At 61.0% G+C, this 13279-nt stretch carries 14 protein-coding genes; 2 read left to right on the forward strand and 12 right to left on the reverse strand.

The window, feature by feature from the left end; genetic code table 11:
* From lipB to AC1RO5_RS11040, 11 genes are all read right to left on the reverse strand, one after another.
* Complete coding sequence (gene lipB / locus AC1RO5_RS10990) at positions 1-648, reverse strand: lipoyl(octanoyl) transferase LipB (protein WP_007937425.1); 648 nt, start codon at positions 646-648, stop codon at positions 1-3.
* Positions 648-923, reverse strand: coding sequence for a DUF493 domain-containing protein (locus AC1RO5_RS10995; protein ID WP_007937427.1), 276 nt, complete (start codon positions 921-923; stop codon positions 648-650). The genes lipB and AC1RO5_RS10995 overlap by 1 nt, the downstream gene beginning before the upstream one ends.
* Before the next feature lie 83 nt (positions 924-1006).
* A complete protein-coding gene (locus AC1RO5_RS11000) occupies positions 1007-2164 on the reverse strand; it encodes a D-alanyl-D-alanine carboxypeptidase family protein (protein WP_493174887.1) in 1158 nt (385 codons plus the stop codon).
* 182 nt (positions 2165-2346) lie between these two features.
* Positions 2347-3357 carry a septal ring lytic transglycosylase RlpA family protein gene (locus AC1RO5_RS11005; protein ID WP_493174888.1) on the reverse strand — a complete coding sequence of 337 codons (1011 nt, stop codon included), beginning with the start codon at positions 3355-3357 and terminating at the stop codon, positions 2347-2349.
* The gene (gene mltB, locus AC1RO5_RS11010; RefSeq protein ID WP_018925755.1) at positions 3357-4367 is read right to left on the reverse strand and encodes a lytic murein transglycosylase B; all 1011 of its coding nucleotides are present in this window, start codon (positions 4365-4367) and stop codon (positions 3357-3359) included. Before mltB ends, AC1RO5_RS11005 begins: the two co-directional genes overlap by 1 nt.
* A gap of 17 nt (positions 4368-4384) precedes the next feature.
* Positions 4385-5488, reverse strand: a complete 1104-nt coding sequence (rodA, locus tag AC1RO5_RS11015) for a rod shape-determining protein RodA (RefSeq protein ID WP_050438283.1) — start codon at positions 5486-5488, stop codon at positions 4385-4387.
* Between the two features lie 31 nt (positions 5489-5519).
* Entirely contained in the window at positions 5520-7415 is a 1896-nt protein-coding gene (mrdA, locus tag AC1RO5_RS11020) for a penicillin-binding protein 2 (protein WP_007937437.1), read from the reverse strand.
* Between the two features lie 10 nt (positions 7416-7425).
* Positions 7426-7893: a 23S rRNA (pseudouridine(1915)-N(3))-methyltransferase RlmH gene (gene rlmH, locus AC1RO5_RS11025; RefSeq protein WP_007937439.1), complete on the reverse strand. Its 468-nt coding sequence runs from the start codon at positions 7891-7893 to the stop codon at positions 7426-7428.
* 9 nt (positions 7894-7902) lie between these two features.
* Positions 7903-8397 carry a ribosome silencing factor gene (gene rsfS, locus AC1RO5_RS11030; protein ID WP_007937440.1) on the reverse strand — a complete coding sequence of 165 codons (495 nt, stop codon included), beginning with the start codon at positions 8395-8397 and terminating at the stop codon, positions 7903-7905.
* Positions 8398-8469: 72 nt separating this feature from the next.
* Complete coding sequence (gene nadD, locus AC1RO5_RS11035) at positions 8470-9159, reverse strand: nicotinate-nucleotide adenylyltransferase (protein WP_493174889.1); 690 nt, start codon at positions 9157-9159, stop codon at positions 8470-8472.
* A 1-nt stretch (position 9160) separates the two neighbouring features.
* Positions 9161-10432 (reverse strand): glutamate-5-semialdehyde dehydrogenase, encoded by a 1272-nt coding sequence (locus tag AC1RO5_RS11040; protein WP_493174890.1) that lies wholly within the window; start codon positions 10430-10432, stop codon positions 9161-9163.
* Positions 10433-10609: 177 nt separating this feature from the next.
* Between AC1RO5_RS11040 and AC1RO5_RS11045 the strand changes: the two genes are divergently transcribed.
* Positions 10610-11305 carry a DNA-3-methyladenine glycosylase gene (locus AC1RO5_RS11045; RefSeq protein ID WP_493174891.1) on the forward strand — a complete coding sequence of 232 codons (696 nt, stop codon included), beginning with the start codon at positions 10610-10612 and terminating at the stop codon, positions 11303-11305.
* 46 nt (positions 11306-11351) lie between these two features.
* Positions 11352-12668 (forward strand): bifunctional DedA family/phosphatase PAP2 family protein, encoded by a 1317-nt coding sequence (locus AC1RO5_RS11050; protein WP_493174892.1) that lies wholly within the window; start codon positions 11352-11354, stop codon positions 12666-12668.
* 17 nt (positions 12669-12685) lie between these two features.
* Here AC1RO5_RS11050 and AC1RO5_RS11055 read toward each other — a convergent pair whose 3' ends face one another.
* Positions 12686-13276: an LON peptidase substrate-binding domain-containing protein gene (locus tag AC1RO5_RS11055; RefSeq protein ID WP_018925747.1), complete on the reverse strand. Its 591-nt coding sequence runs from the start codon at positions 13274-13276 to the stop codon at positions 12686-12688.
* Between the last annotated feature and the right edge of the window lie 3 nt (positions 13277-13279).

Here is a 13279-nt window from a genome sequence, read left to right on the forward strand (position 1 = left end):
TCAATCGATTCCGCCCGTTAGGGTCGTCTGCTCAGCATAGTCGAGGTGTTTGACGAGCTGCGCGCGCAGCCGGGCACTTACCTCGGCAAATTCAATCGGTCCTGCGTGATCGCGGAGCTGGGTCATCGCCAGCCCGGCATAGCCGCAGGGATTAATCCGTCGAAACGGTTCCAGGTTCATATCCACGTTCAGGGCCAGGCCATGAAAGGAACAACCGTGGCGGATCCGCAGACCCAGGGACGCGATTTTCGCGCCATCGACATAGACACCCGGTGCATCCGGCTTGGCGGATGCGGTCACGCCATAACTGGCCAGCAACTCGATCAGGCACTGCTCCATGCGGCTGACCAGGTCACGCACACCGAAACCCAGCTTGCGCACATCCAGCAACAGGTAGGCCACCAATTGGCCTGGACCGTGGTAAGTCACCTGACCACCGCGATCGACCTGCACCACCGGAATATCGCCTGGCAGCAACAGGTGCTCAGCCTTGCCGGCCTGGCCCTGGGTGAAAACCGGCGGGTGCTCGACCAGCCAGATCTCGTCGGCGGCATCACTGCCGCGTTCGTTGGTGAAGCGCTGCATGGCATGCCAGACCGGCTCGTAAGCCATCTGGCCGAGTTCGCGAAAGCCCAGCGTGCCAGGCATCACAGCACCATGTGCACGAAGCCGGTAGCCCGCAGTTCGCTGTTGATGTTGTACAGCTGGTCCTGGTCGGTGGCGACGATGTGCAACTGAATCGTGGTGTACTTGCCGTTGGTGCTTTGGCGCTCGTCGACACGCTCATCGTTGATGGTCGCGTGTTTCTTGACGATGTCGATGATCTTGTCTTTGTTACCGACGCCCGTATCGCTGATCACCTTAACCGGATAATCAACTTGGGGAAATTCGATCTTTGGCGCCTTTACTTCGGTATCGGTCATGGCGTAACGGCCTCGTAAGCGTAAGCCGTGGCGACAGCAAGGCCCCGCGCCGGATCAGCGTGGGGCCTTGCAGGTGCACACTATCAGTTGAACAAGCCGTAGAAAAATAGACGGATGCTATCCCACATGCGGCGGAAGATACCACCCTCGTCGACCGCGTCCAGAGCGATCAGGTCGGCGCTGTGCACCACTTTGTCGTCCAGTTTCACTTCGACTTTACCGATCACGTCGCCCTTGGCGATTGGCGCAACCAGTTGCGGGTTCATGGTCATGCTGGCAGCAAGCTTTTTCAGCTGGCCTTTGGGCAAGGTCATGGTCAGGTCTTCAGCCAGGCCGGCCTTGACTTGATTGGTGGTGCCTTTCCAGACAGGTGCCTGAGCCAGCTCGGCACCTTTCTGATAGAAAGTCTGGGTTTCGAAGAAGCGGAAACCGTAAGTCAGCAGCTTCTGGGTTTCAGCAGCACGAGCCACTTCGCTGTTGGTGCCGAACACCACGGCGATCAGGCGCATGCCATCACGTACGGCCGAAGACACCATGCAGTAGCCGGCTTCATCGGTGTGACCGGTTTTCAGACCGTCGACGGTCTTGTCGCGCCACAGCAGCAGGTTGCGGTTAGGCTGCTTGATGCCGTTCCAGAAGAACTCTTTCTGCGAGTAGATCGCATAGTGAGCCGGGTCTTCGTGGATGATCGCGCGAGCCAACACGGCCATGTCGTGAGCCGACGAGTAGTGCTCCGGGTTCGGCAGACCGGTCGGGTTCATGAAGTGGGTATTGCTCATGCCCAGATCAGCAACGGTTTTGTTCATCAGGTCGGCGAATGCGTCTTCGCTGCCGGCGATGTGCTCGGAGAGCGCAACACTGGCGTCGTTGCCCGACTGAATGATGATGCCGTGCAGCAGGTCGCTGACGGTGACTTGCGAGCCGACCTTGATGAACATCCGCGAACCGCCGGTACGCCAGGCGTTCTCGCTGACGGTCACCGGATCGTTTTCGCCGATCTGGCCACGACGGATTTCCAGGGTCGCGATGTACGCGGTCATCAGCTTGGTCAGGCTGGCCGGCGGCAGACGCTGGTCACCGTTGTTCTCTACCAGCACGTTGCCGCTGCTGGCGTCCATGAGTACGTAGGCTTTGGCGGCCAATTGCGGTGGCGACGGCATCATCTCGACCGCGAAAGCCGCGGGTGAGAGAAGCAGCGGGACTAGCAGGCACAGGCGTTTGGCAAAGGTGGTGATGTTCATCCGTCTCTCGAAATCGCTAATGGAAACTGCCCTAGGGCAAAACTAATCAGACAACTTTTCAAAAAGCTGTCACGTGTTCAGTTGCTCACTCTGTAACCCTTGCCGGGCTTTTGTTCTTCAACGAGCCAACAACCCGGTTCGCCCCCCAAACCGCAAGCGAACCGTCAATCAAGTACTACGTGTTACTCGGCGCTGACCAGGCTCGGCGAGCCGAGATTGGCCAGCCGCACGCTGTTCTGCACCTGCTGGATTTCACCTGGCGAGCCGATCGGCCCCATGCGCACCCGATGCAAAGTCTGTTGGTTACGCACTATCGAGCTGATGAACACCGGAGCGCTCACCATCCCGCTGAGCTTCGATCTCAGGAGTTCTGCAGCGTCCGGGTTGGCGAACGCGCCCACCTGCAGATACTGGCCAGAGGCTGGTACAGAAGCGTTTTTTTTTGCATCGATCTGCACAGGCACAACGGCCGCGGCGTGTTGCTGCGGCGGTGGCGTCCATTGCTCGACGGTGCCGGTGGAGGCGGTCACGGTCGGCGCGGCATTTTGCGCCACTTGTGGCTCGTTGAGCATCAACGGTGCCGGACGACCTTTCTGCGCCCACCATTCTTGCGGGTCGATGCCTTCGACCTTGACCCGCGCCGTGCCGATTTCAGCGTAGCCGAGCTTCTTGGCGGCCGCGTAGGACAAGTCGATGATCCGGTCTGAATAGAACGGCCCACGGTCATTGACCCGCAGAATCACCGTCTTGTTGTTGTCCAGGTTGGTCACCCGAACGTAACTTGGCAGTGGCAAGGTCTTGTGGGCGGCGCTCATGCCATACAGGTCATACACCTCGCCGTTGGCGGTGTTCTGGCCGTGGAACTTGGTGCCGTACCAGGACGCCGTGCCCGACGCGACGTAGGTCTTGGATTCCTGCAGCGGGAAGTAGGTCTTGCCCAGCACGGTGTACGGGTTGGCTTTATAAGGACCGCTGTGCAGGGTCGGCGTGGCATCCGGGATGCGCGATACGTCGACGTCCCACCAGGGTGCGCCATCCTTGTGAGCCCGGTTGATGTCCAGGCCGGGTGCTGAACGAACGGCGGTGGAGGACTTCTGGGTCGGCGAGCGGCTGGTCGAACAACTGGCGACCAGCACCGCCAACGCGGCGAATGCCATGAGCTTCAGGGGTTTATTCATAGGCAATGCCCGCATTACTTGACGCCCCGTGCTTGGACCAGCTGTTCAGACAGTTGATGTACAGCCATGGCGTACATCACGCTGCGGTTATAACGCGTGATCGCGTAAAAATTCGTCAGGCCCATCCAGTATTCGGGGCCATTGTCACCTTCCAGGCGGAAAGCCGTGACCGGCATATCATCGCGCAGCGCATCATGACTCGACCAGCCCAGCGCCCGCAACTCCCCGACAGTTTTCGTCGGTTCGATGCCATCGGTCAGCCCGTCGTCCACCTGATCGCCGCGCACATCGGCACGACTGACCACAGGTTCGCCGGCAACCCAGCCGTGTTGCTTGAAATAACTGGCGACGCTGCCGATGGCATCATCGGGGTTGGTCCAGATATTAATGTGGCCGTCACCGTCGAAATCCACCGCATAGGCGCGAAAGCTGCTCGGCATGAATTGCGGCAAGCCCATGGCCCCGGCGTAGGAGCCTTTGAGGGTCAACGGGTCGACCTGTTCTTCTCGGGCCAGCAGCAGGAACTCACGCAATTCCTTGCGGAAGAAATCGGCACGGGGAGGATAGTCGAAACCCAGGGTCGACAAGGCGTCGATCACCCGATAATTACCGGTATTGCGGCCAAAAAAGGTCTCGACGCCGATGATCGAGACGATCACCTGCGCCGGCACGCCGTATTCCTGCTCGGCGCGGGCCAGCACCGCTTCGTGCTGACGCCAGAAGTCCACGCCACGGGCGATGCGCGCGTCGGTGATGAACATCGGGCGATATTCTTTCCACTGCTTGACGCGTTCGGCGGGTTTGGAGATGGCGTCCAGAATCGACTGTTTGCGCTCGGCTTCGCGGAACACGCCCATCAGCTGTTCACCGGCAAAGCCGTAGTCACGGGTCATTTCACCAACGAACTCGGCCACCTGGGGTGAACCTTCGTAATCGCCGGCCAATGCTTCCTGCACGGAACCAAGGATGCTCACCAGGCCGACCCACGGTGCGTATCGAGTCGCCCAGCCACGCATTACTTGCATTGAAATCTTCACCTTATTCAAACCTGTGCGATCCACTTACGATGGGTATGGATCGACATCAAAACCCCAAACGCTGACAGCAGCGTCACCAGCGAAGTTCCTCCGTAGCTAATGAACGGCAACGGCACCCCCACCACCGGCAACAGGCCACTGACCATACCGATGTTGACGAAAACGTAAACAAAAAACGTCATGGTCAGGCTGCCCGCGAGCAATTTGCCGAACAATGTCTGGGCCTGGGCGGTAATCACCAGCCCGCGACCGATCAACAGCAGGTAAATCAGCAGCAGCGCGCAGATACCTACAAGGCCGAACTCTTCGCCCAGGACCGCAATAATGAAGTCGGTGTGGCTTTCCGGCAGGAAGTCCAGGTGCGACTGGGTGCCGAGCAACCAGCCTTTGCCGAACACGCCGCCGGAACCGATGGCCGCTTTCGACTGAATGATGTTCCAGCCCGTGCCCAGCGGATCGCTCTCGGGGTCGAGGAAGGTCAGGATTCGCTGCTTTTGATAGTCGTGCATGATGAAGAACCACATCGCCACGGCCACCGGCACGGCGGCGGCGATCACGCTGAGGATCCAGCGCCAGCGCAGGCCACCCATGAACAGCACGAATGCGCCGCCGGCGAGGATCAGCAACGAAGTGCCGAGGTCGGGCTGACGCACGATCAGAATGAACGGGACACCGATCAGCACCAGACTGATCCCCACGTGCTTGAGCTGGGGTGGCAAGGAGCGCTTGGCCAAATACCAGGCGATGGTCGCCGGCATCAGGATTTTCATGAATTCCGAGGGCTGGAAGCGGATCACCCCGGGGATATTGATCCAGCGGGTAGCCCCCATGGCGTTATGGCCCATGACGTCCACCACCACTAGCAAGATCACGCCGACCACATAACCGAGCGGCACCCAGCGGGCCATGAAGCGCGGTTCGAACTGGGCGATGACGATCATCGATACCAGGCCGATGCCGAAGGAAGTGGCTTGCTTGGCCAACAGATCCCAGCTCTTGCCGCTGGCCGAATACAGCACGAACAGGCTGCCGGCGGCGAGGGTCAACAACAGGATCAGCAACGGGCCGTCGATGTGCAGACGTTGCAACAGCGTCGCACGGCGACGCATCACATCCTCGCTGGAGAGCATGCGATCGAAATTATTCTTCACGGGCCGTAGCCTCCGCACTGATAGGGCTGGCGTATTCGGCTTTCAGTCGGCCGTCCTGGTCGAGGAGCCAGGCGTCCATCACTTGACGCACCACCGGCGCGGCGACGCCGGAGCCGGACTCGCCGTTCTCGACCATCACCGAGACCACGATTTTTGGGTTGTCGGCCGGTGCGAAGCCGACGAACAAGGCGTGGTCGCGGTGGCGCTCCTGCACCTTGGAGCGGTCGTACTTCTCGCCCTGCTTGATCGCGACCACCTGGGCCGTACCACTTTTGCCGGCGATCCGGTATTGCGCGCCGATCGAGGCCTTGCGCGCCGTACCCCGGGCACCGTGCATCACCTGCTGCATGCCGTGGTTGACCTTGGTCCAGTCCGACGGGTCGCGCAGGATAATGTCCGGCATCGGATTTTCATCCTTCGGCTTCTCGCCCTCGATGGTCTTGGCCAGGTGCGGACGATTCCACACACCCTTGTTGGCCACCAGCGCCGTGGCCTGCGCCAGTTGCAACGGAGTGGACTGCATGTAGCCCTGCCCGATCCCGAGAATCAGTGTCTCGCCCGGGAACCAGGCCTGACGCCGGGTTACGCGCTTCCATTCCCGTGTCGGCATCAGCCCCGGCGACTCTTCGAACATGTCCAGGGAGACCTTCTGGCCAATGCCGAATTTGCTCAGGTAGGACGACAAGCGATCAATCCCCAGTTTGTGCGCCAGGTCATAGAAGTAGGTGTCGTTGGAGCGCATGATCGCCGTGTCGAGATCGACAAAGCCGTCGCCGGTACGGTTCCAGTTGCGGTACTTGTGATCGTAGTTGGGCAGCATGTAGTAGCCCGGGTCGAACACCCGGGTCGACGCCGTGACCACGCCCGCATCCAGGCCGGCAATCGCCACCGCTGGCTTGATGGTCGAACCCGGCGGGTACAGACCGCGCAGCACGCGGTTGAACAGTGGCCGGTCGATGGAGTCACGCAGCTCGGAGTAGGCCTTGAAACTGATGCCGGTGACGAACAGGTTCGGGTCGAAACTCGGCTGACTGACCATCGCCAGCACTTCGCCGGTCGCCGGATCCAGTGCCACGACCGCGCCACGGCGACCGCCAAGCGCGGCTTCGGCGGCTTCCTGCAATTTGATGTCCAGGCTCAGGACGATGTCCTTGCCGGAAATCGGTTCGGTACGTTTGAGTACCCGCAGCACGCGGCCACGGGCGTTGGTCTCGACTTCTTCGTAACCGACCTGACCGTGCAATTCGGGCTCGTAGAAGCGCTCGATGCCGGTTTTGCCAATTTGATGGGTGCCGCTGTAACTCACCGGGTCCAGAGTCTTGAGCTCTTTCTCGTTGATCCGCCCCATGTAACCCACCGAGTGCGCAAAGTGCGCGCCCTGCGGATAGTGACGAACCAGCTGCGCAACCACTTCCACGCCCGGCAGACGGAACTGGTTCACTGCGATGCGGGCGATCTGCTCTTCGGTCAGCTCGAACAGGATCGGCACCGGCTCGAACGGCCGACGCCCCTGACGCATGCGCTTCTCGAAGATCACCCGGTCCTCGGGCGTCAGCTCCAGCACTTCAACGATCACGTCGAGCACTTGCTGCCAGTCGCCGGAGCGTTCGCGGGTCATGCTCAGGCTGAAGCTGGGCCGGTTGTCGGCCACCACCACGCCATTGCGATCGAAGATCAGCCCGCGAGTCGGCGGAATCGGCTGCACATGGACGCGGTTGTTTTCCGACAGGGTCGAGTGGTACTCGTACTGGATCACCTGAAGGAAATACAGCCGCGCGATCAGCACGCCGATCAGCGTCACGACCGCAATAGCCCCGAACACGACGCGGCCACGCACCAGACGGGCGTCTTTTTCGTGGTCCTTGATGCGGATCGGCTGGGACATGAGGGCAGAACTACTTGTGGTAAGGGTGGCCGGACAACACTGTCCAGGCACGATACAGCTGTTCGCCGATCAGAATCCGCACCAGTGGGTGCGGCAACGTCAACGGCGACAACGACCAACGCTGATCCGCCCGGGCACAGACTTCCGGCGCCAGCCCCTCGGGGCCGCCGACCATGAAATTCACCGTGCGCGAGTCCAGCCGCCAGCGATCGAGCTCGACCGCCAGTTGCTCGGTGCTCCAGGGCTTGCCGTGGACTTCGAGGGTGACAACGCGCTCGTTCGGCCCGACCTTGGCCAGCATGGCTTCGCCTTCCTGACGGATAAAGCGCGCCACGTCAGCGTTCTTGCCGCGGGTGTTGAGCGGAATTTCCACCAGTTCCAGCGCCAGCTCGGAAGGAAGACGCTTGGCATATTCATGCCAGCCTTCTTCCACCCACTTGGGCATGCGTGAACCGACGGCGATCAGTCGCAGTCGCACAGCGTTCCCTTATTGCTGGTCTTTGTTGAGCTTGGTGAAATGCTCATGGGTGTTTTCCGGGCTGTGATGCGCAGCGCTGGCCGAACGGCTCTGCTCTGCACCGGCCCACAGGCGCTCCAGGTCATAGAACTGGCGAGCCGAGGCAGTCATCATGTGCACGATGACGTCGTCCATATCCAGCAGTACCCAGTCGCTGTCGCCCTTGCCTTCTTCACCCAGCGGCTTGACGCCCTGAGCCTTGACCGCTTCGCGGACCTTGTCCAGCATCGCGCCGATCTGGCGGTTGGACGTACCGGTGGCGATGATCATGTAGTCAGTGATGCTCTGCTTTTCACGAACGTCGATCACCTGGATGTCCTGGGCCTTGACGTCTTCCAGGGCCGCTACGGCAACCTTGACCAGCTCTTCGCCGGCCAGTGGCGCGCCAGTTGGTGCTTCTACTGGCAGCGGGGCGCTCTTGAATGTGCCTTTGCGCTTTACTTTGCTTACGTCTTTGTCAGTCATATAAAACTCGTTTTGCTCGTATGTTCGGGCGCTTCGATACACGCATTCACGTGCCTTGAAGCGCGCCCTTTTTCAGTTCGACGCACGGTAAAGTCCGTGCGCATCGATGTAGGCCAGGACCGCGTCGGGCACCAGGAAACGTACCGACTTACCGCTGGCCAGCAGTTGACGGATCTGGGTGGCGGATACCGCGAGCGGTGTCTGCCAGACGAATGCAATCTGTCCGCTCGGCCCTTTGAGGGCCAGCGGGTCGTTCACCGAACGTGCTGCCAGCAGGTTGCGCAAGGCATCCGGCGGTTCGCTGTCGGCATCCGGGCGTTGCAGCACCAGGATGTGGCAATGCTGGAGCAACTCTTCCCAGCGGTGCCAAGTGGGCAGGCCGCAAAATGCGTCCCAGCCCAAAAGTAGAAAAACCTGGTCTGAAGCGGCAAGTTCGGCGCGCATCAGTTCCAGGGTGTCGATGGTGTAGGACGGTTTGTCCCGCTGCAATTCGCGGGCATCCACCACCAACGGTGCCACACCGGCCACCGCGCACTTGACCATCGCCAGACGGTCCTTCGCCGATACCTGCGGCTTGTCCCGATGGGGCGGCCTGGCACTGGGTGTCAGACGCAACTCATCGAGAGTCAGCGATTCGGCGACTTCCAGCGCACCGCGCAAATGGCCGATGTGCACCGGGTCGAAGGTCCCGCCCAGTACGCCAATGCGTCGAGGCCGGGGCTCGCTGGCGGTCACTGGGGCTGACGGGTCGAGGTCGCCCAAGTCAGAGCGACTCCTGGCCGCGCAACTGACCGTCACCGACCACGATGTACTTCTCGCAGGTCAGACCTTCGAGGCCCACCGGGCCGCGGGCGTGCAGCTTATCAGTAGAAATGCCAATCTCGGCACCCAATCCGTATTCGAAGCCATCGGCGAAGCACGTCGGGGTGTTGATCATCACCGAGGACGAATCGACTTCAGCCACGAAACGCCGGGTGTCGGCCAGGTTTTCGCTGACGATCGAGTCGGTGTGATGGGAGCCGTATTTGTTGATGTGCTCGATGGCCTGATCCAGCCCGTCGACCACGCGGATCGAGAGGATCGGCGCCAGGTATTCGGTAGTCCAGTCTTCTTCAGTGGCCGCGACGGCCTCGATGATCGCCCGGGTGCGCTCACAACCGCGCAGCTCGACGCCTTTTTCGCGGAACTGGGCAGCCATCTCCGGCAGAAACTCTTTGGCAACGGCCTGATCGACCAACAGGGTTTCCATGGCGCCGCAGATGCCGTAACGGTAAGTCTTGGCGTTGAATGCGATGCGCTGGGCTTTTGGCAGATCGGCGTGGGCACTGACGTAGACGTGGCAGATGCCGTCCAGGTGCTTGATGACGGGCACGCGGGCATCGCGGCTGATCCGTTCGATCAGGCCACGGCCGCCACGGGGCACGATGACGTCGACGTATTCGGGCATGGTGATCAGCGCGCCGACGGCCGCACGGTCGGTGGTTTCGACCACTTGCACCACCGCGGCCGGCAGATCGGCCTCGGCCAAGCCGCGCTGGATGCAGGCGGCGATGGCGCGGTTGGAGTGAATCGCTTCGGAGCCGCCACGCAGGATGGTCGCGTTGCCGGACTTCAGGCACAGGCTGGCAGCATCGATGGTCACGTTAGGCCGGGATTCGTAGATGATGCCGATCACGCCCAACGGCACGCGCATCTTGCCGACCTGAATGCCCGACGGCCGGTAACTCATGTCGCGGATCGCGCCGACCGGGTCCGGCAAGGCCGCGACCTGACGCAAACCGACGATCATGCCGTCGATGCGCGCCGGGGTCAGCGCCAGGCGTTCCAGCAGGGCCGGCTCAAGACCATTGGCACGGCCGGCGGCCAAATCCAGTTCATTGGCTGCGGTCAGCTCGGCGCGGGAGGCGTCCAGCGCATTGGCGGCCGCCTGCAAGGCGCGGTTTTTCTGCGCGGTGCTGGCACGGCCGATCACGCGGGAAGCTTCGCGGGCGGCGCGACCCAAACGGGTCATGTAGTCAAGAACGGACTCAGTCATGGTCTGCTGTGGTCTTGGTAAAGAGGAAAGCGGCAGATTATAGCTGTCGCGTCTCGGGACTAACAGCGGTGACGGGCGGATGGTCGAAATGGAGAGCAATTTGCCGACGTTCAGCCGGGATTAAGCTGCACATTGTTATCATCACGACTCAATCAGCCCTGATAAACGCTGTTCATCATGACCAACCTGACTGTTCGTGCGTCCGAAACGCGCCCGCCCAAGGCGCTGCCAGATGCTTTTTTCGATCGTGACGCCCAAACACTGGCCCGGGATTTACTGGGCAAAATCATCCGTCACCGGGTCGACGACCTGTGGCTCAGCGCCAGGATCATCGAGACCGAAGCCTATTACTGCGAAGAAAAAGGCAGCCACGCCTCCCTGGGTTACACAGAAAAACGTAAGGCTTTGTTTCTGGATGGCGGCCACATCTATATGTATTACGCCCGCGGCGGTGATTCCCTGAACTTCAGCGCCCAAGGTCCGGGCAATGCGGTGCTGATCAAATCCGCCTATCCATGGGTCGACGAACTGAGCGGGCCAGCCAGCCTGGCGCAGATGCTGTTGAACAATCCCGACACCCAGGGCCGCCCTCGCCCCTCGCAAAAGCTGTGCGCCGGGCAGACCTTGCTGTGCAAGGCGCTGGGGCTGAAGGTGCCGGTCTGGGACGCCAAACGCTTTGACCATGAAGTGCTGCTGGTGGAAGACATCGGGCCTGCGCCCGGCCACATCATCCAGACCACCCGCCTGGGCATTCCCCAGGGGCGCGACGAACATTTGCTGTACCGCTTTGTCGATGCGGCTTACGCCGCCTATTGCACTCGGAACCCGCTGCGACGTGGGCAAGTCGAAGGTCGCGATTATTTTTTGCTGTGAACACAGTCCCCTACACAGGTTCAATCAATACGATGGAGTTGTTTTTATGGGCCCATGGCTCGATAGCGTGACCGGTTGGCTGACGGTCAATCCGCAGTGGCTGGCCATGGCAGTGTTCGTAGTGGCGTGTGTGGAGTGCCTGGCGATTGCAGGGCTGATCGTACCCGGTACGGTGTTGTTGTTTGCCGTGGCAGTGCTGGCCGGCAGTGGCGCACTGTCGCTGGGTGAAACATTGCTGCTGGGTTTCCTCGGCGGCGTGCTGGGCGACATCGTTTCGTATTTCCTGGGGCGACATTTCCACCAGAACATCCGGCGCCTGCCGGGGTTGCGCCATCATCCGGAATGGATCGCCGGGGCCGAAGCGTATTTTCAGCGTTATGGCATTGCCAGCCTGTTAGTCGGACGCTTTATCGGCCCGTTGCGACCAATGCTGCCGATGGTCGCAGGAATGTTCGACATGCCCTTCCCCCGCTTCGCCGCCGTCAGCCTGTTGGCCGCCGCGGGCTGGAGCGTTGCCTATCTACTGCCCGGTTGGGCCACCGGCGCGGCGATTCGTTTGCCATTGCCCGAAGGGTTCTGGCCCGAGGCAGGGATCGTTGCCGGCAGCATCGCCGTCATGGTGGGCTTGAGCATTACCAGCAGCATGCGCCGCCATCGCAAGGCGACGATGCTGATCACCGGCATGAGTTTTCTAATTCTGGCGGGACTGTTCATCGGTTACCCGCTCCTGACCGCCCTCGACCAAGGGCTGATGACCCTGGTGCAGGAACACCGCAGCCCGATGCTCGATGAAGTAGCCGTGGTGTTCACGCTGATTGGCGAGTTCCGCAACATGTTTATGTTCAGCGCCCTGTTGATTGCCTTGCTGTTGCTGACGCGACAATGGCGGCACGCGATCTTTGCTGGCAGCACGTTGCTTTTCACCGCGCTGGGCAACACTGCAACCAAGCACTTTTTCGCCCGCATTCGCCCGGAAGTGCTGAGCGATCCACTGACCAGCTACAGCATGCCCAGCGGCCACGCCTCGGGCTCGTTCGCGCTGTTTCTGACGCTCGCGGTGCTGGCTGGCCGCGGACAACCGCCGCGAATGCGCCTGACCTGGTTGCTGCTGGGTTGTTTGCCGGCGCTGGCGATTGCCCTGTCGCGGGTGTACCTGGGGGCGCACTGGCCTACCGATGTGCTGGCCGGAGCGATGCTGGCGGCATGCGTGTGTGCGGCGAGCCTGTGGCTGACGCAACGCCAGACGCCGCTCAACGCCATGCCACCCAAGGTCTGGTGGCTGGTGTTGCCGTCGTTGGTGGCGTTGTTCGGTTTCTTTGTGTTGAGGCATTTGCCGCATGCTTTGTTGCGGTATGCGTATTAGAAGATCAAAAGCGGACATCAGGCAAACAACTCACCCTGCAACTCATCCAGCAACGCCTGAATCGCATCCAGCCGTTGCTGCGGATCATCGAGTTGCAGCAAGTCGATCTTGTCCACCTCGGAAAACGGCAACAGATACGCCAACTGATTGGCCAGCGACTGTTGCCCTGTCGCTTCGGTGCCCATGCTCAGTGCTTCGACCATCGGGTGTTCCGCCAAGGCCTTGAGCAGCGCGACCAGGTCGGCGTCTTCATCCTGTAACGGTTGTTCAGGCTCATCTTTGAGCCACTCGACTTCGGCGACGATCAACTGGTCGCGCTGCACCTCGGTGCGCACCACGTGGAAACGCCGCCCGCCCTTTACCCGAATGCCCAACAGGCCGTTGTCCTGCTGATGGAAATCGGTGATCAGCGCCTCGCACCCCACGCGAGCGTAGCCTTCAGGAGCGATGCCGACTTCTTCACCCTCGAGAATGCACACCACGCCGAAGCCACTGCCCTGTTTCATGCAACGACCGATCATGTCCAGGTAGCGCGCCTCGAAAATCTGCAAGTCGAGGATGCAGTCCGGAAACAGCACCGTGTTCAGAGGAAAAAGCGGCAGACTCATAGA

This window comes from Pseudomonas sp. GW822-FHT02G04 (assembly GCF_058802085.1).